This window comes from Geobacter sp. DSM 9736 (assembly GCF_900187405.1).
GTDB lineage: Bacteria > Desulfobacterota > Desulfuromonadia > Geobacterales > Geobacteraceae > DSM-9736.
In genome coordinates this window covers 2,145,908-2,171,837 of record NZ_LT896716.1, presented here as the reverse complement: position 1 = coordinate 2,171,837, position 25,930 = coordinate 2,145,908, and the positions used below count along the sequence as shown (strand labels likewise).

23 protein-coding genes are annotated in these 25,930 nt (G+C 58.1%); 17 read left to right on the top strand and 6 right to left on the bottom strand.

Annotated elements, in window-relative coordinates:
• Positions 1-22: 22 nt before the first annotated feature.
• The 3 genes from CFB04_RS09830 to CFB04_RS09820 form a co-directional block, all read right to left on the bottom strand.
• Positions 23-1,324: an OFA family MFS transporter gene (locus tag CFB04_RS09830; protein ID WP_088535104.1), complete on the bottom strand. Its 1,302-nt coding sequence runs from the start codon at positions 1,322-1,324 to the stop codon at positions 23-25.
• A gap of 364 nt (positions 1,325-1,688) precedes the next feature.
• Positions 1,689-6,158 carry a DEAD/DEAH box helicase gene (locus CFB04_RS09825; protein ID WP_088535103.1) on the bottom strand — a complete coding sequence of 1,490 codons (4,470 nt, stop codon included), beginning with the start codon at positions 6,156-6,158 and terminating at the stop codon, positions 1,689-1,691.
• A gap of 5 nt (positions 6,159-6,163) precedes the next feature.
• Positions 6,164-6,499: a DUF2845 domain-containing protein gene (locus CFB04_RS09820; RefSeq protein WP_172825475.1), complete on the bottom strand. Its 336-nt coding sequence runs from the start codon at positions 6,497-6,499 to the stop codon at positions 6,164-6,166.
• 252 nt (positions 6,500-6,751) lie between these two features.
• On the opposite strand from CFB04_RS09820, the gene CFB04_RS09815 reads away from it, so the two are divergent.
• Positions 6,752-8,377, top strand: a complete 1,626-nt coding sequence (locus CFB04_RS09815) for a fumarate hydratase (protein WP_088535102.1) — start codon at positions 6,752-6,754, stop codon at positions 8,375-8,377.
• 154 nt (positions 8,378-8,531) lie between these two features.
• Positions 8,532-8,942, top strand: coding sequence for a YbaN family protein (locus tag CFB04_RS09810; protein ID WP_088535101.1), 411 nt, complete (start codon positions 8,532-8,534; stop codon positions 8,940-8,942).
• Positions 8,943-8,994: 52 nt separating this feature from the next.
• Here the strand turns inward: CFB04_RS09810 and CFB04_RS17905 are convergent, their stop codons facing one another.
• Positions 8,995-9,231, bottom strand: coding sequence for a hypothetical protein (locus tag CFB04_RS17905; RefSeq protein WP_157698769.1), 237 nt, complete (start codon positions 9,229-9,231; stop codon positions 8,995-8,997).
• Between the two features lie 123 nt (positions 9,232-9,354).
• Here CFB04_RS17905 and CFB04_RS09805 point away from each other — a divergent pair, with 123 nt between their 5' ends.
• The 3 genes from CFB04_RS09805 (at position 9,355) to CFB04_RS09795 (ending at position 10,460) form a co-directional block, all read left to right on the top strand.
• Positions 9,355-9,648, top strand: a complete 294-nt coding sequence (locus CFB04_RS09805) for a hypothetical protein (protein WP_088535100.1) — start codon at positions 9,355-9,357, stop codon at positions 9,646-9,648.
• Positions 9,649-9,728: 80 nt separating this feature from the next.
• On the top strand, positions 9,729-10,052 hold the full coding sequence (locus tag CFB04_RS09800) for a GYD domain-containing protein (protein WP_088535099.1): 324 nt from the start codon (positions 9,729-9,731) through the stop codon (positions 10,050-10,052).
• A 207-nt stretch (positions 10,053-10,259) separates the two neighbouring features.
• Positions 10,260-10,460, top strand: coding sequence for a cold-shock protein (locus tag CFB04_RS09795; protein ID WP_088535098.1), 201 nt, complete (start codon positions 10,260-10,262; stop codon positions 10,458-10,460).
• Between the two features lie 68 nt (positions 10,461-10,528).
• Here CFB04_RS09795 and bfr read toward each other — a convergent pair whose 3' ends face one another.
• Positions 10,529-10,996, bottom strand: a complete 468-nt coding sequence (bfr, locus tag CFB04_RS09790; protein ID WP_088535097.1) for a bacterioferritin — start codon at positions 10,994-10,996, stop codon at positions 10,529-10,531.
• A 130-nt stretch (positions 10,997-11,126) separates the two neighbouring features.
• A complete protein-coding gene (locus CFB04_RS09785) occupies positions 11,127-11,726 on the bottom strand; it encodes a chemotaxis protein CheD (protein WP_088536769.1) in 600 nt (199 codons plus the stop codon).
• Positions 11,727-11,985: 259 nt separating this feature from the next.
• Between CFB04_RS09785 and CFB04_RS09780 the strand changes: the two genes are divergently transcribed.
• The 12 genes from CFB04_RS09780 to CFB04_RS09725 all read left to right on the top strand — a co-directional run bounded on the left by CFB04_RS09780 (position 11,986) and on the right by CFB04_RS09725 (position 25,910).
• Positions 11,986-12,732, top strand: coding sequence for a sulfite exporter TauE/SafE family protein (locus CFB04_RS09780; protein WP_088535096.1), 747 nt, complete (start codon positions 11,986-11,988; stop codon positions 12,730-12,732).
• A gap of 79 nt (positions 12,733-12,811) precedes the next feature.
• Positions 12,812-13,156, top strand: a complete 345-nt coding sequence (locus CFB04_RS09775; RefSeq protein WP_088535095.1) for a phage holin family protein — start codon at positions 12,812-12,814, stop codon at positions 13,154-13,156.
• Between the two features lie 11 nt (positions 13,157-13,167).
• On the top strand, positions 13,168-13,737 hold the full coding sequence (locus tag CFB04_RS09770) for a bifunctional 2-polyprenyl-6-hydroxyphenol methylase/3-demethylubiquinol 3-O-methyltransferase UbiG (protein ID WP_088535094.1): 570 nt from the start codon (positions 13,168-13,170) through the stop codon (positions 13,735-13,737).
• A gap of 278 nt (positions 13,738-14,015) precedes the next feature.
• A complete protein-coding gene (locus CFB04_RS09765; RefSeq protein ID WP_088535093.1) occupies positions 14,016-16,031 on the top strand; it encodes a PAS domain-containing protein in 2,016 nt (671 codons plus the stop codon).
• Positions 16,028-16,684: a response regulator transcription factor gene (locus CFB04_RS09760; RefSeq protein ID WP_088535092.1), complete on the top strand. Its 657-nt coding sequence runs from the start codon at positions 16,028-16,030 to the stop codon at positions 16,682-16,684. The genes CFB04_RS09765 and CFB04_RS09760 overlap by 4 nt, the downstream gene beginning before the upstream one ends.
• Before the next feature lie 254 nt (positions 16,685-16,938).
• On the top strand, positions 16,939-17,577 hold the full coding sequence (locus CFB04_RS09755; RefSeq protein WP_088535091.1) for a response regulator transcription factor: 639 nt from the start codon (positions 16,939-16,941) through the stop codon (positions 17,575-17,577).
• A 75-nt stretch (positions 17,578-17,652) separates the two neighbouring features.
• Positions 17,653-20,214, top strand: coding sequence for an EAL domain-containing protein (locus tag CFB04_RS09750; RefSeq protein ID WP_172825474.1), 2,562 nt, complete (start codon positions 17,653-17,655; stop codon positions 20,212-20,214).
• A gap of 220 nt (positions 20,215-20,434) precedes the next feature.
• On the top strand, positions 20,435-20,938 hold the full coding sequence (locus CFB04_RS09745; protein WP_088535089.1) for a chemotaxis protein CheW: 504 nt from the start codon (positions 20,435-20,437) through the stop codon (positions 20,936-20,938).
• A gap of 32 nt (positions 20,939-20,970) precedes the next feature.
• Positions 20,971-22,665, top strand: a complete 1,695-nt coding sequence (locus CFB04_RS09740; RefSeq protein ID WP_088535088.1) for a methyl-accepting chemotaxis protein — start codon at positions 20,971-20,973, stop codon at positions 22,663-22,665.
• Positions 22,666-22,939: 274 nt separating this feature from the next.
• Positions 22,940-23,443 (top strand): chemotaxis protein CheW, encoded by a 504-nt coding sequence (locus CFB04_RS09735; protein ID WP_088535087.1) that lies wholly within the window; start codon positions 22,940-22,942, stop codon positions 23,441-23,443.
• A gap of 62 nt (positions 23,444-23,505) precedes the next feature.
• Complete coding sequence (locus CFB04_RS09730; protein WP_088535086.1) at positions 23,506-25,200, top strand: methyl-accepting chemotaxis protein; 1,695 nt, start codon at positions 23,506-23,508, stop codon at positions 25,198-25,200.
• A 203-nt stretch (positions 25,201-25,403) separates the two neighbouring features.
• Positions 25,404-25,910 (top strand): chemotaxis protein CheW, encoded by a 507-nt coding sequence (locus CFB04_RS09725; RefSeq protein ID WP_088535085.1) that lies wholly within the window; start codon positions 25,404-25,406, stop codon positions 25,908-25,910.
• The last annotated feature ends 20 nt before the right edge of the window (positions 25,911-25,930 follow it).

The window sequence follows — 25,930 nt, the reverse complement described above, 5'->3', positions numbered from 1 at the left end:
AAGGCATGTGGAGCGGATAGATCTAGCGGCTCTCTTCCATGACCGGGACAGCTTCGCCAACGACGACCGGAGCCTTGACTTCGACCGGCTTCTGCTGACGGAGGAAGAATGTGAGAACGGTACCGGTTGCCAGCAGGGTGCCGGCGAGAATAAAGGACTTGTTCAGGCCGCCTGGCTGGGCGTTGAGCATTTCGGAAACCCGGCCCATGACGAATCCGCCGACGCCCCAGGCAGTGAAGAGGGTGCCGTAGTTGAGGCCGTAGTTCTTGAAGCCCCAGTAATCCTTCGCGAAGGAGGGGAAGAGGGCAAGGTTGGAGCCGTAGTTGAAGCCGATGAAGGTGGCGAGGAGTACGAGGGCTACTGCACTTCCGGAACCGACCACAGGAATGGCGGCGAACATGAGGAGTGCCTGGAATGCAAGCATGATGGTCAGAGTCGCTTTGCGGCCGATCTTGTCGGAGAGTATGCCGGCGACGACGCGCCCGCCGGCGTTACCTACTGCCATGATCGCAACGGCAACAAAAGCCATGGGTCCCATGCTCTTCTTTGCCAGTCCGGCGACGCTGCCGATGACCATGAGGCCGGCGCCGGCGCCGATGAAGAAATTCAGCCAGAGAATGTAGAATTTCGGAGAGCGGATCATCTCGCTCACGTTTGCGTTGTAAACGGCTGCCTTGGGCTTGGCGGGGGCGTCATCTTTTTTTGCAGGCTCGGCCGGCACGAATCCCTGGGGGGGGTTCACGAGGAGAAACGAAAGGCCGCACACCAGAGCGGTGAAGCCGATGCCGAGGAAAAGCATCGATTTCTGAATGCCGTAAACCCCGAGAAGCCAGCTGGAGAGAGGGGCTATATAGACAGGTGCAAGCCCGAACCCGGCGACGACGGTGCCGGCGATCACCCCGGTCTTGGAGGAAGAGAACCATTTAAGGGCCGGCGGCGTAGCAGCAGCGTAACCGAAGCCGAAACCAGCGCCTGCCAGAACGCCGAAGCCGGTTACCCAGGCTGCGTAGCTGTTGGAGAGGGACATAAGCGTGAAGCCGGCTCCCACGAGAAGTCCGCCTATCAGCGCGGTGCGGGCCGGACCTATCTTGTCCTGGCATTTCCCTGCGAGGATCATCGCAAAGGCAAACATAAGGCAGCTGAGAGCGTAAGGGTCGTTAATGGAGGAGAGACTCCACTGAAATGCGTCAGGCCCCCCCTGTTCAATAGAGGTCTTGATAGCCCCCTTGAATATGCTCCATGCGTAGAGCACCCCGAGCGCCAGGTTGATGCCGAGGCCGGCCATGGCTACCTGCCATCCCCTGTTCTTAATTGTTTCTGACATGTCGTCTCACCTCCGTATGTAGTGAATGCGTGGTATGACTCCCTGTTCAGCAACATGCGTACCAATGTTCTAAAATTCTGTATAACAAATAAAATCCCTAGTTTTCAAGTACTTGCGACATGGGTGTTCCCGGCTCTAATTATTATCCACCTTGAGATTTTGTAGTAATGCAAAAATGTTTGAGGGGAAACTAGGCGCATCAGACGAGTAATTACCGCAGAATTTCAAGCTGTTTCACGATGAAAGATGGAAGGAGTTTCAGTTTTTGCAGAAATGCAAATAGGGTTGCGTCATTCGCATAATTGATAATGGGCAATTTTCGGTGGACAGGCTGCCGGAGAACCGCCTGGCGGCAGTCCGGCTCTCAGCTGCCAGCGTACCTCTTCCACAGTTCGAGACCCTTGTAGGATTCCTGGAAACCAGCCTCCACCAGTAGAGCCCTGTACGGCGATTCCAGGGCGGGCCTGCCGTTGATCCTTTCCACGAGGATGTGGGGGCGGGGATTGAACTCCCGGTAAAGCGGGACCTTGAAATAAGAGACGTACTCCCGTAGTCGTGGATCATCGTGTGGGACCTTGATAAGCAGCTCCTTTCCTAAACGTCGGGAGACGAGAACAAGACGAGTGCCGTGATAAACGAGATGCGTTCCGGGAACGCGGGGGGGAAGAACGCCTTTAGTTTCTTCGAGACCGATTCCGCACAGTGAGGCGGGGTCCGTCGCATTCAGCCAGTAAACCGCATCTTCCGGGAGTTCCCGGCGGAGAATGCCGAACGCTTCGGTAGAGATGAACTGCAGCCCGGGAATTCCGGTAAAGAAACTGCCGGAGAGGATTTCACCGGAGAGTTCCATTATTCTGAGGGTGCGGAATATCTTCTGCCATTGCAGGGGGGGGAGCTCACGGGACAGAAGCTCGCGGAAGAGGATTCCGTACCGCGCCATGAGCACCCGTACCCGTTCTTTGTTGAGTTCTTCCGCTGCGATGGGATCGTCGGGGGGAGGTCCTGTCGTTTCCAGCAGGAACCAGCTGCCTGCGGTGCCCTCGCCTGTTTTCCAGCGGCTTGTGGTGCGCTTCTGTGATGCCTGCGCCAGCCCCGCCTGTTCTTCAAATCCTCTCACTATACCTTTTCGCACCGTGGCGAAGGAGTCGTTGCTGAGGATACCATTCCAGGCTAGGTTCCACAGCTGTTTCGAGACGATATCGGCCGGAAGGCCTGAGTGAGCCCGTAGCGCCTGGAATCCGTAGCGTCCTTTCCGGTCAGGTATGAGCCGGGCAGCTGCCTGTGAGGTGTTTTCGGAGCTGAGGTCCCTTTCCATGAAGAGCGGGATATCTTCGGGGAAAGCGAAAGAAAGCCTCCTCAGGCCGCACCCGAACCAGGAAAGTCCGCTCGTGTGCATCAGGCTGTCGAGCCAGGAAGTGCTGTAGGACGAAGCGCGCGCCGGAAGGATTTCTTCTTCCCAGGCGCCTGCGGCAAGGGGGAGGCCAAAGAGCTGTTCAAGCCTTTCCCTGACATCCTCAATGGAGGATCCGGGTCTTGTAAGGCCTTGGAAGGTCGCGAGGAACAGCGGCAGATAACTGATATCCAGTGCCTCGAAGGCGGGCTGCCGTGCGCGTCTCAGGCTGCGGAGGAGGGATTCCAGGTTGGATGCATCGCAGATTTCGGGGAGAGCGCTCTCTTCGGAGATGTTGTCGATTATGACCTGTCCCGTCTCCTCAATTGCCTTGAGCGCCTCTTCGAAAAGATTGTGTCTGAATGGAAGCGTGCGGGATGCCAGCCCAACTTCCACAGGTCCGTAGAATGACAGCCACCGGCCGAGTAGCCGGGAGGAAGGGGAATCTTCGCCGTCAGCACTGACTCCGGAATGGGAACGGTACCGGGCGTAAAGGAACTCTACTGATTGCTGCACCGTTTCACGCAGCTCCGCTCCTCCTGCGAGGGGTGCAATGGTTATCTCCTCAAGCTCCCTTCCCAGTGCGTGCGCCACTTCCGGCAGCATTTCCACCGCGCATGCAAGTGGTTGCAGGGGGGGTACGGTGATCTTCACCACCCGTTCCGCAATCCCGGCGAGTACCTCTTGCGGCGGGTGACCGTAGTCGCGTCTCATCGCGTCGAGAAGCAGATGCCATTCGTCCATGGGGATAAGAAGCCGTTCCTTTACCCAGTCGATCAGCTCCCGTCCCGAATCGGGGGCATATCCGGCGGCGCGCCTCTGGCGCTTCGACTCGAAAAGATCGATCAGCTTGGCCGGGATCCGGGGTCGAAGGTGGGGGGAAAGAGCCAGTTCCTCGATGAAGTTGCGCCCGGAAACGGTATGTTGATTCTCGGGCGTATCGTCCTCGTACATGTACCTGTTCGTCTGCTGCCAGATCAGCCCTTCGGCAAATGGCGAGGGTACGTTGGTCCGAGTCTCGCCTAGCCGGATCTCCCCCGTCTCTATCTCGGAGAGCAGGCGCCTGAGGGCCGGCAGTTCGAAATCGTCATGGAGGCACGAGCGCCAGGTTTCTATCCGAATCGGGAAGTCCCGGTAATGGGCTGCAGCGCTGAGGAGCTTTTTCGACCGGAGCCGGGTGAGCCACAACGGCATCCGCCTGTTGAATCCGGATCTGGAGAGAAGAAGCGCCCTCCCTGCGTTTTCTCTGAACCGTGCGCCGAAGTAGCCGGTGCCTTCGAGCGTGCGAGCCAGGAGGTCGTCCAGGTCGGCCGCGGTGATGAGGGAGAAGATGCGGTGGAGGTCGGTGCCCCGTGGAACCAGAAGTGCGATGCCGTCATTGTTGTAGAAACAGGGGAGGGGGGAGCCGTGGCGTGCTTCCCACGCAGCGGCGAGAGTGAAGGCGAAAGGCCTGTTGATCCCGTTTCCCCAGAGGGTGTGGAGTATTACCTGCTCGTCATCGCTCCCCTCCACGGGTGCATCGCACCGCTCGATCAGCAGGTGGTGCCTGTGTGGGAGGTCGGTGCCGGTAGCTTCCCGCTGCCGGCGCAAAAATGAGGCGAGAGCTTCCGCCGCCGGCTCGTCTAGCGGGTAAGAATCTGAAATTGTGCCGACGAAGGATTCTTCTCCTGTCCGATCGTTCCATCCTTCCAGAAACCGGGAGATCTTCTCCGAGAAGTGAAAGTCCCTGTCAAGTTCCTCTCCCCTCCAGAAAGGGATGATCTGAAGCGACCTCCTGGCGGGAGAAACCTCCACCGCATTGTGGGTGATGTCCCGGATCTGCCATACCTGCGCTCCGAACGCAAAGGTCTCCCCGACCCGGCGCTCCCAGACGAATTCTTCATCCAGTTCCCCTATTTTTGCTCCCGTCTCCTTCATTCTGAGTTCGAAATAGCCTCGGTCGGGTATGGTTCCACCTTCCCTATATATTGCAAGGGCGGCATTCTCTTTCGTGCCGATGGTGTTGGTGACCCTGTCGACGCTGACGCGCGGCCGCAGTTCCGGTATCCGGGAATCGGCGTACCTTCCTTCGAGCATTCCCACCACCAGGTCGAAGCGGTCGCGGGGCAGATTCCGGTAGGGCCAGCTCAACGTGAGGAAGGCGTAGAGTTCATCCAGATCCCATTCTTCCCCCAGTGCCATCGAGAGAATGATCTGGGCCAGGATGTCGAGGGCGGATTCCACGGGGCGCACCGGTTCAAGGTCCCTTTCGGTGACGGCCCTGGCGATCACTGCGGCTTCGACATAGTCCATCCCGTGGGAAGGGAAGAGAATGCCCCGGCTCACCTCGCCGACGCCATGTCCCGAGCGGCCGATCCGCTGGATAGCGGAGGAGATGGAGCGGGGGGACTCTATGAGAACTACGCTGTCGAGATGTCCGATGTCGATGCCCAGTTCCAGAGAGTTGGTGGCCACGATCGCCTTCAGTTCCCCCCGTTTGAGCCGGTCTTCCACTGCGAGGCGGATCTCTCTGGACAGGGACCCATGGTGTGGATACGCGACTTCCTGTGCCTCCTTCTCGTTTATGAGCCGCGTGAGCCGCTCCGTTGTCCGTCGGCTGTTGGCGAAGAAGAGGGTAGATCGGTGCTGGGAGATGATCTTCCTGCATTCCGCCGCCAGTCGCGGCCAGAAATCGTCGTCATTGCCTTCCGTGGGAGCTTCGGGAGCTCTCACTTCGACCCGGAACTCCTTTGTCTGGTCGGCCTGGATGGTCACAACTTCGCGCTTCCCGACGAACCCGCTCCTGTTTCTACGCGATCCGCCGATGAACTCGGCAATGGTTTTCAGAGGCTTTACCGTAGCCGAAAGAGCGATACGCTGGAATTCTCCGCTCAGGAGTACGAGCCGGTCTATGCCGGTTATGAGGTGCGTTCCCCGTTTGCTCCCTGCCACTGCATGAATTTCATCGAGTATGACGGTGGCGACACCGGTGAGGGCGTGCCGGCCGGATCGTGACGTGAGAAGGATATTCAGGCTTTCGGGGGTGGTGATGAGGATCTCCGGGGGCTTTCGCAGCATCCGCTGCCTTTCGCCTCCCGGAGTGTCGCCGCTTCTGGTCAGAACGTTGATGCCGGGAAAGGGGATTTCTGCGGCGCGGAATAGAGCCTCGATCTGCTGGAGCGGGGTGATGAGGTTACGGCGTACGTCATTGTTGAGAGCCTTGAGGGGCGAGATGTATAGGAGCCTGGTTTCCCCCCTTGGCCATACACCTGCGACAAGCTGGTTTATCGCCCAGAGAAAGGCGGCCAGTGTCTTCCCGCTCCCTGTTGGTGCCGTAACAAGCAGATGCCTCCCTTCGACCGCCTCGGCCCATGTGCGCACCTGTACATCGGTCGGGGAGCCGAAACGCTCCAGGAACCACTGCCGGATGAGCGGGTGGAATCTATTGAGGATGTCCGGTGGCACTTGGGTCAGAATCCGTAGCCGAGACTCTCGATTCCGACGACCCTGCCGTTTTCGAAGAGCAGGCGCTGCATGAATTCATGTGGACCGAAATTGAAAGTCCAGTCATCTATCGTGACGAGACTGAAGACCGTGCGTTCCCTGCCGTGGATGTCACGGACCAGACCGCCGCGCTTTTCTTCCCGCTGTGCTTTCTGAGCCGGCTCGCCGCACTTCGCCACAACCTCTATGGCGAGATCTCCCTTGGAGACGATGCCGTTCTTGCAGATCATCGTTTCCATGTCGGTGGCAAGTGCCGGAGCAGCGATAAAAAGACAGGTGACGGCAGCAAGTATCCTCACCATAACTCCCTCCTTCTGAAAGATGATACATGCATGTTATCAGAGAGCCGCGCCGACGGCCACAGCTAACCCGTTGGCCGTTGCCCTTCCGATTCCTGCGGACGCGCTCCGGAAAAGCCCGAAAGTTCCCTCTCGACAAATTGAGACTTTTCCAATATATTTGTGCATACTGTATACATTTTGTTTGGCCCCAGCAGGGGGCGTCTTTGTCCCCTGCCGTTCTTATGCAATTCACTACGAAAGGAGAACAGCAGAATGGCTACGAAACCGTTTGTCTACCAGGAGCCCTTCCCCCTGGGCAAGGATTCCACCAAGTACCGCAAGATCGAAGGATCGGAGCAGTACGTGACGGTCGAGCAGTTCGCGGGTCAGGATGTGCTGCGGGTATGCCCCGAGGCGCTTGCCGTCCTGGCCAACGAGGCAATGCGGGACGTCTCCTTCCTGCTCCGCCCCGAGCACAATGAATCCGTCGCCAAGATACTCCGCGACCCGGAGGCCTCCCAGAACGACAAGGGTGTGGCACTCGCATTCCTGCGTAATGCCGAGATCTCCGCAAAGTTCGAGCTTCCCGTCTGCCAGGACACCGGCACCGCAACCGTGATTGCAAAGAAAGGGCAGCAGGTCTGGACCGGCGGGAAGGACGAGGAATTCCTCTCCAAAGGTATCCACAAGACCTATACCGAAGAGAACCTCCGCTACTCGCAGACGGTGGCCCTGGACATGTACGAGGAGATCAATACCGGCACCAACCTCCCTGCGCAGATCGACATCCAGGCCGTAGACGGCGATGCCTACAAGTTCCTGTTCATGGCCAAGGGGGGCGGCTCGGCAAACAAGACCTCGCTTTTCCAGGAAACCAAGGCGCTTCTCACCCCGGAAAAACTCGAAAAGTTCATCGTGGACAAGATGAAATATCTCGGCACCGCCGCATGTCCTCCTTACCACATTGCCGTCGTAGTCGGCGGCACGTCGGCCGACGCCTGCATGAAAGCCGTCAAGCTTGCCTCCGCGAAATATTACGACGAGCTGCCCACCAAGGGGAACGAGTACGGTCAGGCCTTCCGCGATGTCGAGCTGGAGGAGAAACTTCTCCAGGCAGCGTACAAGCTGGGAATCGGGGCACAATTCGGCGGGAAATATTTCGCCCACGACATCCGGGTCATCCGTCTGCCGCGCCACGGGGCTTCCTGCCCGGTCGGTATGGCTGTTTCCTGCTCCGCCGACCGAAACGTCAAGGCGAAGATAACCCGTGAGGGCCTTTTCGTAGAGGAGCTCGACCGCAACCCCGGGCGTTTCATCCCCGAGCAGTTCCGCGGCAAGCATGAGCACGGCGTGAAGGTCGACCTTAACAAGCCGATGAAGGATATCCTCGCAGAACTCAGCAAATATCCTGTCGCAACCCCCCTTCTTCTCAATGGCACCATCGTGGTCGGTCGCGACATCGCACATGCCAAGTTCAAGGAGATCATCGACGCCGGGAAGCCGGTTCCGGAGTATCTCCTCAATCATCCGATCTACTATGCCGGACCGGCCAAGACCCCGGCAGGGAAGGCTTCCGGCTCCTTCGGGCCCACCACCGCAGGCCGGATGGACAGCTACGTCGATCTCCTCCAGTCCAAGGGCGCGAGCATGATCATGATAGCCAAGGGGAACCGCAGCCAGCAGGTCACCGACGCGTGCAAGAAGTACGGCGGTTTCTACCTCGGCTCCATCGGCGGCCCCGCAGCCGTCCTTGCCGAGGAGAACATCAAGAAGGTCGAGTGCATCGATTTCCCGGAACTGGGGATGGAAGCGGTGTGGAAGATAGAGGTGGAGAACTTCCCGGCATTCATACTGGTTGACGACAAGGGTAACGATTTCTTCAAGCAGCTCGGGCTGTAGCTCTTGATCCGTCTCAGACAGGAAAGCCCCGCCGGCATTAGCCGGCGGGGCTTTCATATTCCAGCCTTGACACTCCCGGCACAATAGCTACTATCATATGTCGTCTGAAGTTCATTCGCGCGCGGAAGTGGCCTTCCGCAAGAATGGTAGTGAGATGGCTGAACCAACGAATCCGCGGCAGGTGAAGAGCGGCGTCCTTCGTATTGTATTGATGGTGGCGGGGTGGTGCTCCGTTGCAGCAGGAGTGGCAGGGATATTTCTGCCGCTTGTTCCGACGGTGCCGCTTCTGCTGCTGGCGGCTCTCTGTTTCGCTCGCAGTTCCGAAGGGCTTCACACTTGGCTTGTAGAACACAACCGTCTGGGGCCGCTGGTGCGCGATTACCTTAAGGGGGCGGGGATTCCGCTGCGGGCGAAGGCATCAGCTCTCGGCATGATATGGATCACCGTGCCGACCTCGGCGTTTCTTTTCGTTCCGAAGGCGTGGTTACGGGTAGTGTTGCTTTGCATTGCGGCAGGTGTAACCGTATACCTTGTCCGCCTCCCGACACTCCGTCACCGGGACTGAGGAAACCCCGGCGGTTTCTGCCGGGGTTTTGCTGCGTGGAGCGGAAGATCGTCTAGTTTTTCTGATCTGCCTTGGGGCAATCGGTGGCGTTGCACGGTTTCTGCGTCTGAATGCACTTTGTGCAGCCGGCAGCCTTTGCGCAGCCGCATTGGGATTGCTGCTCGCAGCACGGTTTCTGACAACAGGAGCCTGCCCCATGATTGCGGTGCATGTGACAGCATCCGCCCGATGCCAGGAGCGCCGTTCCCAATATACCGGCTACTGCCAAAAGATAAATCCGTTTTATCATGTCGTTGCCTCCGGACCTGGATTCCCTCCGTTTTTGGGGGTAAACTGCCGCCTTCTATATCACATGCCGTTCTTTTTGAAAACATTAATCCGGCTTGCTTAGTCACCTGAAGGAGAAACCGCTATGCCCACGACTGCAGTACAAAGGCTGAAAAACGCCATGAAGAATGGAGGAGATGCAGCGGTTCTTCTTGATGAAGCTCTCTCTGAGCTGGAGGATCTGGCCAGCAAGGTTGATGAGCTCGAAGAGGTTCTCATCATGCTGGTCCGTACGGGCTGGCCCTGGGACGAAGAGGGGATGCCCAACGAACTCCACCGCAGCAGCAGGGAGGGCTTTCCCGCGGCGATGAAGCAGGCGCGGGCTCTCCTGGGGCTCGAGCATCGGAGCGTGATCACGAGGACGGAGCCGAAAACCTAGTGCCTTCCTCCCTTGCACTTTACCCTGCGCCTCCTACACTTACCGTAAGAGGGTAGAGTAAAGACAACAAGGAGGAGCAGATGATGATATTCGTGATGCTGACCCGCCTTTCCCCCGACGCGCTCAGGTCTCCGGGGGCTCTTGAGGAACTGGAGCAACAGTCGATGGCCCATATCCGCAAAGAGTGCCCGAGGGTCGAGTGGATACAGAACCTTGCAGTCATGGGGCCATACGATTACCTGGATGTTTTCGGGGCGCCTGATCTGGATACCGCCATGAAGGTGGCGACCATTATCCGGACCTTCGGCCATGCCACAACGGAACTCTGGCCCGCAACCCAATGGAAGAACTATAAGGAACTTGTGAGGAATCTTGCCGTGGAACCTGCCGGCGCAGGCCGCTGATGCTGCTCCGGACCGGTTCAATTCTTTTTGTTTTACATTTGCTTTAACTGTGCTATAGTTACCTGGCCTTTTGAAGAAACCGACCCGGACTTTGAGAGTTTCGGGTTTTTTTTTGAGTCGGCTTCATTCAGATTCACCCGGCATCGTAAGAGCCGGTGATACGGTCCGGTTTCCGGATCAATAACACAGCATCAGGAGAAACAGACAATGGTAAACGGCAGGGTTAAGTGGTTCAACGACAGCAAAGGATTCGGTTTTCTCGAGCAGGATGGTGGCGAGGACGTTTTCGTTCATTTTTCGGCCATCACCGGTGAGGGCTTCAAGTCCCTGGCCGAAGGGGAGTCGGTCCGTTTTGAGGTGGTGAAAGGCCCGAAAGGGCTCCAGGCCGCCAACGTACAGAGAATTTAATAGTTCCGATCGTACATCGAAAAGCCCCGGGTCACCGGGGCTTTTTTTGTAGGTGCCAGGCTAGTCTGTTACCCGATCTGTCCCGACAGGTAGTTCTGAACTCCCATCTGTCTGATCTGGTCGAGTTGCTCTTCGAGCTCGTCGATGTGCCCTTCCTCCTCCTTCAGGATTGAAACGAGCAGTTCCCGCGTCCCGTTGTCCCCCAGTTCCATGGCGAGGCGAATGCTGTCATTGTAGCGGCTGATGGCTACCTCTTCGGCTTTCCTGTCATGCTCATGCATGGTCGGCACTTCGTTTCCGATCCTGATTTCGTTCAGGTTGGAGACAATTGGCCGCCCGTCGAGAAAGATGATCCGCTCGATCAGCTTTTCCGCGTGTTTCATTTCCGTTATGGACCGCTGGCGCGTCATGTCGTGCAGCTTCCCGTAACCCCAGTTTTCGAAAAGCTCGGCGTGGACGAAGTACTGGTTGACGGCGGTTATTTCGTCTGCCAGGCGCGCGTTGAGCTCATCTATGATCCTCTCGTTTCCCTTCATGTTTCTCCTCCTTTGTCCGTAGTTTGTGCACGTCCCCGGCAGATGCAGGAGCGCCACTCGATTTGAGAATCCACGAACATTTTACCGCATTTGCAGGAGAAAACAGGAAAGGGGGAAGGATTTCAGGACGCTACTGCCACAGATCCACGTCGGGCATCGTAAGCTCCTGGGATTCGATGGCCTTCAGCCAACACTCACGGTCGCGCCGGGCGACCCGCTCGCTCTGGATCTGTTTGATCTTCCGGACATAGACTGCGAAGTCGCCGTTGGAGAAATGGATTACTCTTCCTTTTTCGCCACCCAGATCCTCGGCGGTGAGGCGGATATTCTCGTTTTCGAGAAACTCATGTATGAAGCGGCAGTTTACCTCACCCACACAGGCGAAATTCCCCGCTCCTTGGGTGCTTCCGAGAATCGTGGCTCCTCCGAACACCTTGGCGCAGAGCCTCTTTCTGCTGGCCCCGATTCGCATCATCTCGTTGATGAGGATTTCCATCGCCTGGACGCCGTAGCGGCCGGCTTCGGAGAGTGTGACCGCCATATTGCGGGCGTAGCGGTGATTGCTGAGGAGGAAGTGGTTCATGCCCACAATCCGTGCAACGGGATCATACAGGCATGCGGCTATGCAGGACCCGAGGAGCGTGGTCATCATGACCGGCTCACCGGAGGCGTAAAACTCCCCAGGGCTGATTGTGATCCGCTTGAACCTGCGGAGGGTTTCTATTTTCATGAAATACCCGTCGTTACGCCTGCCACTGTAAAGGTCAGGCCGGTTCCCGCTCCGCGCAGTTTCGTAAAATAAGAATATGCGGATTTCATCGGCAGGAGTCACTTTCCCCTTAAGCGCCTATCTCCCATGCTTGATGGCAGCTCTCTCTCCAGGGAACCGTACGCAGCAGTCATATACCCATTACCTGCTTTCATTGCACGACGCGCCCCCAATGATAGACTGAAACTATTCTTCAGCCGACTGCTGCTCCGGAGCGGAAATGGACCCCACGTTCCTCAAGTACGCCCTCATAGGTTTTGTGGCGCAGTTGATAGATGGGGCACTCGGGATGGCCTATGGTGTCATCTCCACCACGTTTCTTCTCAGTGCCGGGATTGCCCCTGCGGCGGCCAGCGCGAGCGTTCACACGGCACAGGTGATAACCGCGGTTTCTTCAGGTTTCTCCCACCTCCTCATGGGAAACGTGGATCGCATTCTGCTGCGAAAGCTGCTCTTGTTCGGCGCGATGGGGGCTGTGGCAGGTTCATATGCGATTACGCTGCTGCCCCTATGGCATATGCGGTTCATTGTTTCAGGGTATCTGGCGGTCATGGGGGGCGTCATCATCCTGAAGGCTGTCCGCAGCACTCCCCTGTTCACCGCCCCCATCGATAAGGCAACAAGAGTGCTGGGACTGACTGGAGGCTTCCTCGACGGTGCCGGGGGAGGAGGGTGGGGTCCCATCGTTACGTCAACCCTGTTAAACCGCGGCCATATGCCCCGCTTTGTCATCGGCACCGTGAGCCTTGCCGAAATATTCGTCTCCCTCGCCGCGGTATTAACTTTCTCCTTCACCATCGGCATCGGTCATTGGCGTATAGTCCTCGGGCTCATCAGCGGGGGAGTCGTGGCCGCCCCCCTTGCAGCATACTTCTGCCGGCGCATTCCTCCCCGCATCGTAATGGTGCTTGTCGGGATCGTCATCATTGTGCTCTGCACGAGGACCATGCTCGTCTCTCCCGATTGAATGCAAATTGGCAGACTCTTGACGCGGCGGGCAATTTCGGCGACACTCCTGGCGAAACGTGACGGAAAAGGAGACGACAATGCGGGAATTCCTACTGAAATGGCTGTCCAATGCCATCGCCCTCCTTGCGGTGGCCTACATCCTCCCGGGGGTGAGCGTGGAGCGCTGGCTTTCCCTGCTGGTGGCAGCCCTTGTGATCGGGCTCCTCAACGCCTTTCTTAGGCCGATCCTCATATTTCTCACCCTGCCGGTCAACCTGCTAACCCTCGGACTCTTCACCCTCGTAATCAACGGATTCATGTTCTACCTGGCGGCATGGCTGGTGAAAGGGTTTCAGGTCTCCGGCTTCCTGAGCGCGTTCGTTGCAGCCCTTCTTTTCAGCATCATCAGTTTCCTGTTAAACCTCCTGATCGTCCGAAAATGATATCCGCCCCCATGGAAGAAGACCGTATAAAGTGGAACCGGCGTTACACCGAGGAGGAGTGGTATCTCGGGCAAAAGCCCTCCCGGTACCTGGTGGAGCATATGGACTTCATCATGGAGTTCTGCCCGGGGCGCAAGGCTCTCGACATCGCCTGCGGGGAGGGTCGCAACAGTGTCTTTCTCGCGCGAAACGGGTTCAGTGTTACAGGGGTGGATATCTCTGAGACCGGCCTCGCCAAGGCCCGGCAATGGGCGCGGCTGGAAGAGCTTTCCATCGATTTTGTGCATGCGGATCTGGCGAGTTACCCTCTGGAGGGGACATACGACCTCATCATCAACTTCAATTTCCTTCTGAGAGAACTCATTCCTTCGATGGTAGCGGCGCTTTCCGCAGGCGGGCTCCTCGTTTTCGACACCATTCTCGATACCCCGGCCCTTCCGGGAGTCCATAAGAAGGAGTACCTGCTGCAGCCTGGAGAGCTGCACGAACTATTTGCCGCATACGCCGGTACGGTCCATTTTCCTGAAGAGCGTCCGGAGGAGGTTTCACCAACGGCCAAGCTCATCTTCAGGAAGTACTGATAGAGAGAGTGTACGGATGTAGAACTTCTCTTTATAAGTATTTTCTGAATATAAGTCTTTTTTATTGTGTCATATCTAACAAAAACCCCCCTCGTTTTTTTTGTTCTGTCTGTGATAACCTGCCTGGACTATAACCTCTACCGGAGCAGCCTATCTTCAGCGGCAGATTTAATTCCCTTTCGGCCATATTTCTGGAAAATCCCCGTCCGGCAGCAATCCTTCTGACAGCCTCCGTTCTTCCCCTGGCTGTATTTGCTGCCCGTTATGGGGACAATCCCTTGTGCGGCGCTTCTCTGGCATTGAATGTCGTGGGTGGTTTCTTATTCCTTCTGCTCGCTCTTTCTACCAGGCACCGGCGCCGGATGCTGCAACGGGAGATCGGTCTCAGAGAGACGGTTCAGCACGAGTTGCAGCGGCTCGCCGAGGAATTGGAGGAGAAGGTCGAGGAGCGGACGGTGCTTCTTCAGGAAACCAACCGGTTTCTGGAGGCCCTCGTGCACCAGGCCCCCCTTGCCATCGTCGTACTCGACCTCAACCTGAGGGTCCGTGTCTGGAGCCCCGCCACCGAGAGCCTCTTCGGCTGGAGCGCCGAGGAGGTGGTCGGCAGACAGGTTCCGTACATTTCCGCGCAGCAGTTGGAGGAGTGGAAGGACATTTTTCAGGCGAAGGTCCGTGAGGGAAAGCCGGTGTCATACTATGTGCAGCGCCGGCGCAGAGACGGGACGCAGATCGATGTGTCGGTCTGGGCAGCGCCGCTGGTCAGTGACGGGGGGGTGCCGTTTGCCTACCTTCTGATCTACGCCGACGACCGGGAGCGGAAGGCTGCGGAGGCGGCTCTTCGGCGAAGCGAAGAGCGGTTTTCGCTTTTCATGGATCATCTGCCCGGATACGCATTCATCAAGGACAGCCATGGGCACTACGTCTACATGAACAAGGGGTGCCGCGACTTCTACGAGCAGAACGGCATCAAGACCTACTTCAACCGGACGGACGAGGAGCTTTGGCCCCCCGAGGTCGCAGAGCATTTCAGGCAGAGCGACCGGCAGGTGCTTGCAGACGGGCATCCGCTGCAGACGGTGGAATCCTTCGCTCTGGGTGATGAACCCGCCCGGCACGTTCTCATGAGCAAGTTTGTCATAGAGGATGACGGGGGAGACGGGCGGCTGCTTTGCGGTGTCGGTACCGACATCAGCACGCGTGTGCAGGCCGAGAAGGAGCTTGCGGAGCTGCAGAGCAGGCAGGAGGCGATCCTGGACACGATACCCCACTGCGCATGGTTCAAGGATGTCCAGGGCAGGTACATAAAGATCAACAATGCCATGGCTTCGCTGTTGAATTCGGGGCAGTCCGATATCGAAGGTAAGAGCGATTTTGACCTGTGGCCGCAGGAGCAGGCTTCGGCTATACGGCAGAAAGACCTCGAAGTCATCAGCTCCGGGTGCTCGCAGATATTTGAGGAGCTGCTTGTAGTCAGTGACGGCTCGCTGCGGTGGTTCGAGACCGCCAAATCCCCCTTTTGCAACGAGAAGGGGGCGATAATCGGGACGACGGGAATCGCCAGGGATATCACGGAGCGGAAAGAGGCCGAACGCACATTGCAGACCTACCAGGAGCAGCTCTCTGAGCTTGCCGACCGGCTTGCCCTTGCCGAGGAACGGGAGCGGAGGCGGATCGCCAGCGAACTGCACGACCAGGTAGGACAGACGCTGGCTTTTGCAAAAATGAAGCTGGACGAACTGGCGACGGTTGTGAGCCGGGAAAAGAAACCTCTGGTGTCCGAGCTTGCGGAAGCACTGGAGCTTTCGATCAGTGATGTGCGGTCGCTTACGTTTCAGCTCAGTCCGCCGGTCCTTTACGAACTCGGTTTCAGCGCGGCACTCGACTGGCTGGGGGACTGGCTGAAGGAGAAGCACGGCCTGCATGTCCGGGTGTCCGATGATGGAGGCTCGCGGCTGCTGGGGGAGGAGGCGCGCGGAGTGCTCTTCCAGGTTGTGCGCGAGCTTCTCATAAACTGCGTGAAGCACGCGAAGACTCCCGAAGCATGGGTATCCATCCGGACAGGTTCTGATACACTTCAGCTAGAGGTAGCCGACGACGGGAAAGGATTCCATGCCGTCGATTCTCCCACTACCTGCGGTGTCGGTGGCGGGTTCGGCCTCTTCAATGTCAGGCAGCGCATCGGGCACCTGGGGGGGGAGTTACGCATCGAGTCCGGGATAGGCAGGGGAACGGTCGTGAGGCTTTCCGTCCCCCTTACTATGGAAGCTGATCCCGCGGTGAGGGGGGCGGCATGAGCATTACCGTGCTTTTGGCGGAGGACCACCGTATCGTTCGGGAAGGAATAAGGTCCCTCCTGGAGAAGGAACAGGAGCTTCTGGTTGTAGCCGAGGCGGAGAACGGACAAGCCGCCCTGCGGGAGGCTTTACGGCTGCGCCCGGATATCGTTGTGCTCGACCTCACCATGCCGGACATGAATGGAATAGAGGCGACACGGCGACTGGTCGCCGACGTGCCGGGTACCCGTGTCATTGTTCTCACGATGCATTCCGACAAGCGTTTCGTTTCTGAAGCGTTGCGGGCAGGAGCACACGGATACGTGCTCAAGGAGAGCGCTGCCGAGGAACTGGTGGCAGCGATCAGGGCGGTGGCGGATGGTAAAAGATATCTCTGCCGTACCGTAACCGGCGTCGTCATCAACAACTACATCGAAAGAAGCCCTGCTCAGGGGGAGAATGAATCTGCTTTTTCCGTGCTTACGCCGCGCGAACGTGAAGTTCTGCAGATGGTTGCCGAGGGGAAGAGCACCAAGGAGATTGCCTTCGCGTTCAAGGTGAGCGTGAAGACGGTGGAAACGCAGCGCCAGCAGATAATGAAGAAGCTCCGCCTCTACACGGTGGCGGACCTTACCAAATACGCCATCCGGGAAGGCATCACCTCTCTACATTGAGGATACGTCACAAGCAGGGTTTTAGATACCTCAGGTTGTTCAAAAACAGACCGACCACCGCACCCGCAGAAACCCGCAAGGCGGCGTAGCAGGGCTTCGGCCGGGATGCCTCTTTTTCGAGAACCTCCTAGGGTTTTTTTACCATCCGGGTCAGGTATGCCCTGATTACCGTAGCGTAGCGACAAATGTAAAATAGTCCCTTATCAGGTGATTTATCGCGCTCAGCCGGAGGTCCGGCTCAGGGTAAGGGTAAGATGACTATCAGAGTACTTATTGCCGACGACCACACCCTGGTCCGTAAAGGCTTTCGGGCGCTCCTGGAGAAGGAGCCGGACATGGTCACAGTGGGCGAGGCCGACAGCGGGCTGGCGGCCCTGCAGCAGGCCAGGGAGTGCAGGCCGGATGTCGTGCTGATGGACATAACGATGCCGGGAATGAACGGAATCGAGGCCACCAGGGCGCTGCTCGCGGAGTTCCCCGACATCCGGGTGATCGCGCTCTCCATGCATTCCGACCGAAGAATGGTTGTGGATGCACTCAGTGCCGGTGCCGACGCCTACATTCTCAAGGAGTGCGCCTTCAGGGACCTGGCGGCTTCCATCCGTGCGGTAAAGGAGGGGAACACTCCTGCCGGCGTCCGTCTTTCGGGAATCCTGCTGACGGATCGCCATGAATCCCTAGACCCGGTGCCTGCCGCGACTCTTTCAGCCCGGGAGCGGCAGGTCCTTCAGCTGATCGCCGAGGGGAACAACACCAAGGAAATCGCCTTCCTGCTGGAACTCAGCGTGAAGACGGTGGAGACCCACCGCCAGAACATCATGGACAAACTCGGTATCAATAATATCGCCGGCTTGACCAAATTCGCCGTTCGAGAGGGGCTTACCTCCCTTTAGGCAGGGCGGGATTCAGCTGCAACGGTAACGCTGCATCAGGTGTGCTGATATATAATGCCAAGGAGTGGCTGCAGGATGGGTAAGAAAACAGCTGTCGTCGTCATTCAGGAGCATGTCCAGCGCCTGCTGGTCTCTTCAGTGCTGGAAAGGGAGGGCCTCGGCGTCCATTCCTGCGTGGATGCAGACGATGCCCTGCGGCTTCTCTCTTCCGTGGATACACCTCCCGATCTGATCGTCACCGAAGTGCATATGCCGGGGATCGACGGATGGCGGCTCTGTTCCCTCCTCCGTTCTCCCGTGTACCCCTCCTGCAACCATATTCCGATACTGGTCGTTTCTACTGTTTTTTCGGGAGAACATGTCCAGCAGGTAGCCGAAGAACTGGGGGCCGATGCCTTCCTCCCCCTTCCCTTCAAGACGGCCGCTCTGCGCAATCAGGTACGGGCCCTGCTGAAAGGAGAACGGCATTCTGCTACTTCCGGCGTGCTGATTGTGGAGGACAGCCCGTGCGTTTCGCGGATCATCTCCGATGGTTTCGCCACCCACGGCTTCAGGACAAGCTCCGCGACAACCGGGGCGGAGGCTCTGGAATACCTGGCCGAAGAAGTCCCCGAGGTGGCCGTCATCGACTATCACCTCCCCGACATGTCGGGAGAGGACCTGCTGCTTCGCGTAAGGGAGCTTTCGGGCACCATGGCCATCGTGGTCATCACTGTCGACGACGATCCCTCTCTAGCGGCGCGGGTCATTCATGCGGGGGCGGACGGCTACATACTCAAGCCATTCGATCCGGAATATCTGATCGGGCTCTGCGAAGCCGCTCGACGCAGCAGGTCCCTGATGCGGATCGAGGAGAGGCTGGCGGAGCGGACGACCGAGCTGCAGAAGAGCGAGCGGCGGTACGGACTTCTCTTCGAGAAGATGCTGGACGCGTTCGCCTATCACGAGATTATCTGTGACAATGAAGGAGAACCCTTCGATTACCGCTTTCTTGAGGTCAACCCTGCGTTCGAGCGCCATACGGGACTGAGCCGGGAGAGGATCGTGGGCCGGACGGTGCGTGAAGCACTTCCGGAAATCGATCAGGAGTGGATTCGGGTGTTCGGCGCCGTTGCGCTGGGAGGGGCCCCCGTTCATTTCGACAAGTATTTCGCACCCCTCGGAAAATATTTTGAAATAAATGCCTACAGTCCCAAGCATGGTTACTTCGCCGTCACCTTCGACGACATCACAGAAAGAAAGCTTGGGGAGCGGGAGAAAGAGCGCCTTGCCTACTACGACCCGCTGACGGAGCTTCCCAACCGGCAGATGCTGCAGGTCCGCCTGAACGAGGCGCTTATGCAGGCCTGCCGCTGTCATCGCTCCATCGCGGTACTCCACCTCGACCTGGATCGCTTCAGGGCGATCAACGACACCCTCGGGTACGGCAGCGGCGACAGCCTTCTGCGCCGCGTCGCGGACCGGCTCCGGGAAATGCTGCAGCCGGAGGATACTCTGGCCAGGACCGGCGAGGACGAATTCATCGTCATTCTGATGGATGGTGCGGCGCGCGTGGCGGATATCGAGGAGAAGATGCAGGCGGCTTTCGTTCACCCCTTTTCCCTGGATGCCAGGTGTGTCTACATCTCCGCCAGCATCGGGGTGGCGTTCTCGGTTGAAGGGGAAACACGTGGAGAGGCCCTGCTTCGCCGCGCGGACATGGCTCTGAATCAAGCCAAGGACTCAGGTCGCGCCTGCTGCCGCCACTACGACGCAGGAATGGAGGAGCGTTCCCGGCTTCGCCTTTCCCTCGAACAGGATCTTCGCGGCGCCCTGGACAGGGGGGAGTTTATCCTGCACTACCAGCCCGTGGTGGATCTGGGAGCCGGTCGGATAACCGGGGTGGAAGCGCTTATCCGGTGGCAGCATCCCACTCTCGGGCTTGTCAGCCCGGCGAGCTTCATTCCCGTGGCGGAAGAGACAGGGTTGATAATTCCCATCGGAGAATGGGTTCTCCACCAGGCATTGAGGCAACTAAGGGAACTGCATACCTCGGGATTTCCCCTGTTGCGGATGGCGGTGAACCTTTCCGGCCGGCAGCTGCGTCATGCAGGATTTGTAGAGACGGTGGCGCGGATAATCGAGCAGACGGGGGTGGAGGCTTCCTTCCTGGAACTTGAACTGACGGAGAGCTCGGTGATGGAGGAGGGAGAACGTACCATCGTAACCCTCAACGAACTGAAGTCGATGGGGATTTCCCTGGCGATAGACGACTTCGGCACCGGTTATTCATCACTCAGTTACCTCAAGCGCTTTCCCATCGACCGGCTCAAGATCGACCGCTCCTTCGTTCGCGATCTTCCCGACGACCCCGATGACGCAGCCATCACCAGGGCCATCGTAGCCATGGCGTGCAGCATGAGGCTCGACGTCGTAGGGGAGGGGGTGGAAACCCACGCCCAGCTCGCTTTTCTCCGCCGGAACGGTTGTCGCGAGGTGCAGGGTTTCCTGTTCAGCAAGCCCTTGAACGTGGAAGCCCTGCGGGAACAACTGGTGCGTCCTCTCCAAATGCCTGCGCTTCCGGGCGGGGAGGAGGTATGCGCCTCCATTCAGTCATGCCTTCAGCAACCGCCGGAACCCCTTTCAGCGCTCCCCTGACAAGCAGAGCCCCAGGCCCCCACCGGTTTTCTTTCTTACCCTAGTTATTCCCCCCTTTCTTCTCCCCTCCTGCTTTTTCAGCACCCGATGGCTTACTCCCGACAATCTTGAAAATCAGGTTTTTTACTCTCTGCGCTCGGGAAAACCCTGATTTATCTTCCACTCCGCACGACGAAGAGGCTCTTACAGGACTTGGACAAATGCAGGAGGAGAGGAAGGCATGGACGAAGCGAGATCAGTGCAGCCTAGGCAGTATCTTACGTTTACCCTTGAAGAAGAGGTGTTCGCCCTCGACATCGCCAAGGTGCGTGAAGTGCTCGATTTCACCACCGTAACCAAAGTTCCCTGCACCCCCGACTTTATGAACGGCGTCATCAACCTGCGGGGAGCTGTCGTGCCCGTTGTGGACATGCGGCGCAAGTTCGGGATGGCACCGGGGGAAACCACCGTCAACACGTGCATCATCATTGTGGACCTGGACATGGGGGATGAAAGAGTCGTCATCGGCGCCATGGCCGATTCAGTGCGGGAGGTCATCGAGCTGGAGCCGTCGGAGATCGAGCCGCCTCCCCGCATAGGCACGCGCCTCGACGTCGACTTTATCCGGGGAATGGGAAAACATGATGATCAGTTCCTCATCATTCTAGATATCGACAGGGTGTTCATCGGGGATGAACTGGGGCTGGAGCAGGAATCCGATTCGGTGCAGGCTGTAAACGAGTAGCTTTTTAAAATTTATGCAGGGAGGATAAATGGATGAAGTGGTTCTATAACATGAAAATCGGCAACAAGCTCCTGGCGGGATTCGGCCTTGTGGCACTGATCGCAGGGGTGATCGGAGTCGTTGGTGTAACCTACCTGAAGCGTCTTGACCAGTCGTACTCGATCCTGATTGAGCGGAACGCGCTTCCATTAGGTCCCATGGGGAAGGCCTCTGTCGCCTTTCAGCGCACCCGGGTCAATCTGCGTGACACCATCTTCGCGGCAAACCAGGAGGAGGCGCGGCAACGGATCGCCACGATCAAGGAGCTGGACAAGCTGATTGAGGAAGATCTTGCTAAATTCGAGAAATCGGTTGCGGCAGCAGAGGTCCGGAAGGAATTCGACAAGCTACGCAAGAGTATCAGTACATATGATCCGGTACGGCAGAAGATGCTCGACCTGGCGCTCCAGGGGGAGCGGGACCAGGCACTCCTCATCATGAAGGGCGAAGCGCGGCAGCTGGCGAAGGAGATTGATGATTCTTTCGCGGCTCTGCTGGACATGAAGCTTTCACAGGCAGTAGCGGCATCGGATGAAAGTTCGGTTACGATGAAGCGGACTGTAGCGACGATGTGGGGGGTTCTGTTCGTAGGGGTGCTGGTAGCCATAGGACTGGGCGTAGCCATCGCACGGATGATCGCAACACCGATACGGCAGGCTGTAGATGTTTCGGCCCGGTTGTCGGAGGGGGACCTGACGGTAGAGATCGAGGTGCCTTCAAAGGATGAGACAGGACAGCTTCTGCAGGCTATGAAGGGGATGGTTGAAAAGCTCCGCGGGGTCGTAACGGATGTAAAGGGGGCGGCCGACAATGTCGCCTCGGGGAGTCAGGAGCTCTCCTCCGGCGCCGAGGAGATGTCTCAGGGGGCGACCGAGCAGGCTGCATCGGCGGAGGAAGCGTCTTCATCCATGGAGGAGATGTCCTCCAACATCAAGCAGAACGCAGACAATGCTCACCAGACGGAGCGGATGGCGATGAAGTCGGCGGAAGACGCCAGGGAGGGTGGGAAAGCCGTATCGGAAACCGTCCATGCAATGAAGGATATTGCCGGAAAAATAACGATCATTGAGGAAATAGCCCGGCAGACGAATCTGCTCGCCCTGAATGCCGCCATCGAAGCCGCACGGGCCGGGGAGCACGGAAAGGGATTCGCGGTGGTCGCTTCCGAGGTGAGGAAGCTTGCCGAGCGGAGCCAGAAGGCCGCCGCCGAGATAAGCGAGCTTTCCGCAAATTCGGTGGAGGTGGCGGAGACGGCGGGGGAACTCCTCGCCAAGATGGTGCCGGACATACAGAAGACCGCGGAGCTGGTCCAGGAGATCAGCGCAGCGAGCCGGGAGCAGGACACCGGGGCGGACCAGATCAACAAGGCGATACAGCAGCTCGACCAGGTAATCCAGCAGAACGCTTCCGCCGCCGAGGAGATGGCCTCCACCGCCGAAGAACTTGCCTCCCAGGCGGAGCGGCTCCAGAGCACAATCGCCTTTTTCAGGCTGGATGAGCGCTCCGGAGGGCGAGCGGCGGTCAAGCCCGTACGTAAGCCGGCATCCCCCGCTTCCCGCCCCCTGCCAAAAGCAGGGCATGTCCAGGTTAAAAGGCGGGAGGTCCAGGTGCAGCAGGTCGCCAACGGCGACGGCATCAGTTTCGATATGGATCAGGACAAGACGGACGCCATGTTCGAGAAATTCTAAGAGCCGCGCCGCTTGCAGTCTCAAATAGCAGGCCCGCTTCTTCATGGAGCGGGCCGCTCCGTTTCGTGCTTCTCCTCGAATTCACAGGCAGTTTCTCTCTCTCCATTCATCCACTCCTTCTGCAATATTTCCGTTAATCCTTAGTGCGCATCGGGAAATCCCTGATTCACGCTTCCTTATTTCTGCCGAATCTATAACTCAGGTTAACTAAAAAGGATCAAGCTCTTCCCTCTGCCAGTTTCGGGGGGATGACGCGTAGGGAAAGGAGTGCCGGATGGCGGTTACGGAGGTTGCGGCAGCACATCAGTATCTTACCTTCAGGCTGGATGAGGAGGTTTTCGCCCTTGAGATCGGCAGGGTCCGTGAAGTGATGGATTTTACGACCGTAACCAGGGTACCGCAATGCCCCGATTACATGCGGGGCGTCATCAACCTGAGGGGGAACGTGGTTCCCGTCATCGACCTGCGTTGCAAGTTCGGGATGGCCGATGCGGAGAAGACCGTCAACACCTGCATAATCATCGTGGAGATGCAACTCGGAGGGGAATCGCTGGTCCTGGGGGCGATGGCCGATTCGGTCCAGGAGGTGATAGACCTGCAGCCGGAAGAGGTGGAGCCTGCCCCCCGGATTGGTACGAGGCTCGACACTGACTTCATCACCGGGATGGGAAAACACAGCGACGGCTTCATCATCATTCTCGACATCGACCGCTGTTTCTCAGACATTGACCTGGCCGGGCTGTCGCCGGAATCCGCTGAAATGGCGGTAAACGGCTGAGCCGGCCTCAACACAACAACATTCATTCGGTACGACCGGAGCAGATAAAGGAGGAAGGCTACATGAAATGGTTCGTGGATCTTAAGATTGGTTCCAAGCTGCTGGTCAGTTTCTTCCTGATGGCCCTGATTTCAGCAGCGATCGGTGCTGTGGGAATGGTGAAAATCGACACGATCGAGAAGGCCGACACCGCGATGTACGAGCTGAATACGAAACCGATGTCGCCGATCCTTGATGCTGCGGTGGCATTTCAGCGCATCCGGGTGAACTATCGTGACCTGGCTCTTTCGGAGTCGGCGGAGGAAAATGCCAGATACGCCGCCACGATCAAAGAACTTCGGGGGAAGATAGATGCCGCCCTTCCGGAGATAGAGAAGTCGTTGGTGTCGGAGGAGACGAAAAAGATCTTTGCCCAGCTTAAGGAGTCTCTGGTCAAATTCCAGCCTGAACTGGAGAAAGTCGTGGCCCTGGCCTCGGCCAACCGAAGCAGCGAAGCTGTAGCACACATGCGCAGCCAGGCAATGACCGGAGCGGCTCGTGCGGTGGACGAAGATATTCAGAAGCTGGCCGACCTGAAGATTGAGCTTGCCAGCAAGAAATCGGACGAGAATACCGCAACGGCCAAGGCTGCAAAGGCCATGATGGTGGCCTTCCTTGCCTTCGGTGTTATCCTCTCCGCTCTCCTTGGTGTCGTGATTTCCCGGATGATCAGTCTTCCGCTGAAGCGGGGCGTAGCCTTTGCCGAGGCGGTGGCCAAGGGTGATCTGACCCAGCGGATCGAGATCGATCGGAAGGATGAAGTGGGACAGCTGGCCGCCGCTCTGAACGGGATGGTGGAGCAGCTCAAGGAGATCGTGACCGATGTAAAGGGAGCCGCCGACAACGTGGCGTCGGGAAGCCAGGAACTCTCCTCCGGCGCCGAGGAGATGTCGCAGGGGGCCACGGAACAGGCAGCTTCCGCGGAGGAGGCATCCTCCTCCATGGAGCAGATGACTTCCAACATCAAGCAGAACGCAGACAATGCGCACGAAACTGAGAAGATAGCCGTGAAATCAGCCGAAGACGCCAAGAAGGGGGGCACTGCAGTCGAGCAGACGGTCCATGCCATGAAGGAAATCGCAGGGAAGATCTCCATCATCGAAGAGATCGCACGGCAGACGAACCTGCTGGCTCTCAATGCGGCAATCGAAGCGGCCAGGGCCGGGGAGCATGGGAAAGGGTTCGCGGTTGTCGCTTCGGAAGTTCGAAAGCTCGCCGAACGGAGCCAGAAAGCGGCTGCCGAGATAAGCGACCTCTCGGCCAATTCGGTGGAGGTAGCCGAAACGGCAGGGGAGCTGCTGGCCAAGATGGTTCCGGACATTCAGAAGACAGCGGAGCTCGTGCAGGAGATAAGCGCCGCCAGCCGCGAGCAGGATTCCGGCGCGGACCAGATCAACAAGGCCATCCAGCAGCTCGACCAGGTAATCCAGCAGAATTCCGCGGCAGCCGAGGAGATGGCTTCCACCGCCGAGGAGCTTGCTTCACAGGCCGAGCGGCTGCAGAACAGCATCGACTTTTTCAGGCTGGACAATCAGGGCGCCAGGAGCAGTACGGTTGCTCCGGCACAGGGGCACCAGACGAAGAAGGCGAAGGTGAAGCACCTGGCCCCCCCTGCTCACCAGTACCACGACCGCGTGACAAGGGCTGCCGTGGGTGCGGAGGGGGCGGCGCTCAACATGAGTGACGACAAGATTGACGCCGGCTTCGAGCGCTTCTGACCCCCATCCTCAAGCTCCTCACAAGAGGCGGGCCCGCAACCGGGCCCGTTTTTTTATTTTCTCTCCTAAAACGCCGCAATCATTAATTCTTTCGCGTCCTGTGTGACAATGCTTCATTTTTTTTGCTTAAGGCGCTTTCTTCCATTCCGAAAAGAGCCGGTACGCAGCCTGGAATGTGAAATGGCTTATGAAAGGAGTGCAAGATGAGTGACGCGGTGGGCGCATCGACCCAGTATCTGACCTTCAAGCTGGACGAGGAGGTCTTTGCCCTTGAGATCGGCAAAGTGCGGGAAGTGATGGATTTTACTTCAGTTACGAAAGTGCCGCAAACACCGGAGTATATGCGAGGAGTCATCAACCTGCGCGGCAGTGTGGTGCCGGTTGTGGACCTGCGGCTCAAATTCGGCATGTCACGTACCGAGAAAACCATCGGGACCTGTGTGATCATCATAGAAGTCGTGATGGGGGAGGACACCATCATACTCGGTGCCATGGCGGATTCCGTGCAGGAGGTGGTGGACCTGGAGCCGGAGGATATCCAGGGTGCGCCGCGAATCGGCACGCGACTGAACACCGAATTCATCAAGGGGATGGGCAAGCGTAACGACGGCTTCGTCATCATCCTTGACATCGATACCTGCTTTGCCGGTGATGAAGCGGTCCTCGCGGGTGGGGGCGAAGAACCGGGCGGGCTCGCAGTGAACCAGTAAAAGGGCCGTTTGCGACGGAA

What these genes read in the sequence shown, in the direction of transcription:
- CFB04_RS09830 (WP_088535104.1), bottom strand. Translation starts at nt 1,324, where the DNA reads ATGTCAGAAACAATTAAGAACAGGGGATGGCAGGTAGCCATGGCCGGC.
- CFB04_RS09820 (WP_172825475.1), bottom strand. Translation starts at nt 6,499, where the DNA reads ATGGTGAGGATACTTGCTGCCGTCACCTGTCTTTTTATCGCTGCTCCG.
- CFB04_RS09815 (WP_088535102.1), top strand. Translation starts at nt 6,752, where the DNA reads ATGGCTACGAAACCGTTTGTCTACCAGGAGCCCTTCCCCCTGGGCAAG.
- CFB04_RS09810 (WP_088535101.1), top strand. Translation starts at nt 8,532, where the DNA reads ATGGCTGAACCAACGAATCCGCGGCAGGTGAAGAGCGGCGTCCTTCGT.
- CFB04_RS17905 (WP_157698769.1), bottom strand. Translation starts at nt 9,231, where the DNA reads ATGATAAAACGGATTTATCTTTTGGCAGTAGCCGGTATATTGGGAACG.
- CFB04_RS09805 (WP_088535100.1), top strand. Translation starts at nt 9,355, where the DNA reads ATGCCCACGACTGCAGTACAAAGGCTGAAAAACGCCATGAAGAATGGA.
- CFB04_RS09800 (WP_088535099.1), top strand. Translation starts at nt 9,729, where the DNA reads ATGATGATATTCGTGATGCTGACCCGCCTTTCCCCCGACGCGCTCAGG.
- CFB04_RS09795 (WP_088535098.1), top strand. Translation starts at nt 10,260, where the DNA reads ATGGTAAACGGCAGGGTTAAGTGGTTCAACGACAGCAAAGGATTCGGT.
- bfr (WP_088535097.1), bottom strand. Translation starts at nt 10,996, where the DNA reads ATGAAGGGAAACGAGAGGATCATAGATGAGCTCAACGCGCGCCTGGCA.
- CFB04_RS09785 (WP_088536769.1), bottom strand. Translation starts at nt 11,726, where the DNA reads ATGAAAATAGAAACCCTCCGCAGGTTCAAGCGGATCACAATCAGCCCT.
- CFB04_RS09780 (WP_088535096.1), top strand. Translation starts at nt 11,986, where the DNA reads ATGGACCCCACGTTCCTCAAGTACGCCCTCATAGGTTTTGTGGCGCAG.
- CFB04_RS09775 (WP_088535095.1), top strand. Translation starts at nt 12,812, where the DNA reads ATGCGGGAATTCCTACTGAAATGGCTGTCCAATGCCATCGCCCTCCTT.
- CFB04_RS09770 (WP_088535094.1), top strand. Translation starts at nt 13,168, where the DNA reads ATGGAAGAAGACCGTATAAAGTGGAACCGGCGTTACACCGAGGAGGAG.
- CFB04_RS09760 (WP_088535092.1), top strand. Translation starts at nt 16,028, where the DNA reads ATGAGCATTACCGTGCTTTTGGCGGAGGACCACCGTATCGTTCGGGAA.
- CFB04_RS09755 (WP_088535091.1), top strand. Translation starts at nt 16,939, where the DNA reads ATGACTATCAGAGTACTTATTGCCGACGACCACACCCTGGTCCGTAAA.
- CFB04_RS09750 (WP_172825474.1), top strand. Translation starts at nt 17,653, where the DNA reads ATGGGTAAGAAAACAGCTGTCGTCGTCATTCAGGAGCATGTCCAGCGC.
- CFB04_RS09745 (WP_088535089.1), top strand. Translation starts at nt 20,435, where the DNA reads ATGGACGAAGCGAGATCAGTGCAGCCTAGGCAGTATCTTACGTTTACC.
- CFB04_RS09740 (WP_088535088.1), top strand. Translation starts at nt 20,971, where the DNA reads ATGAAGTGGTTCTATAACATGAAAATCGGCAACAAGCTCCTGGCGGGA.
- CFB04_RS09735 (WP_088535087.1), top strand. Translation starts at nt 22,940, where the DNA reads ATGGCGGTTACGGAGGTTGCGGCAGCACATCAGTATCTTACCTTCAGG.
- CFB04_RS09730 (WP_088535086.1), top strand. Translation starts at nt 23,506, where the DNA reads ATGAAATGGTTCGTGGATCTTAAGATTGGTTCCAAGCTGCTGGTCAGT.
- CFB04_RS09725 (WP_088535085.1), top strand. Translation starts at nt 25,404, where the DNA reads ATGAGTGACGCGGTGGGCGCATCGACCCAGTATCTGACCTTCAAGCTG.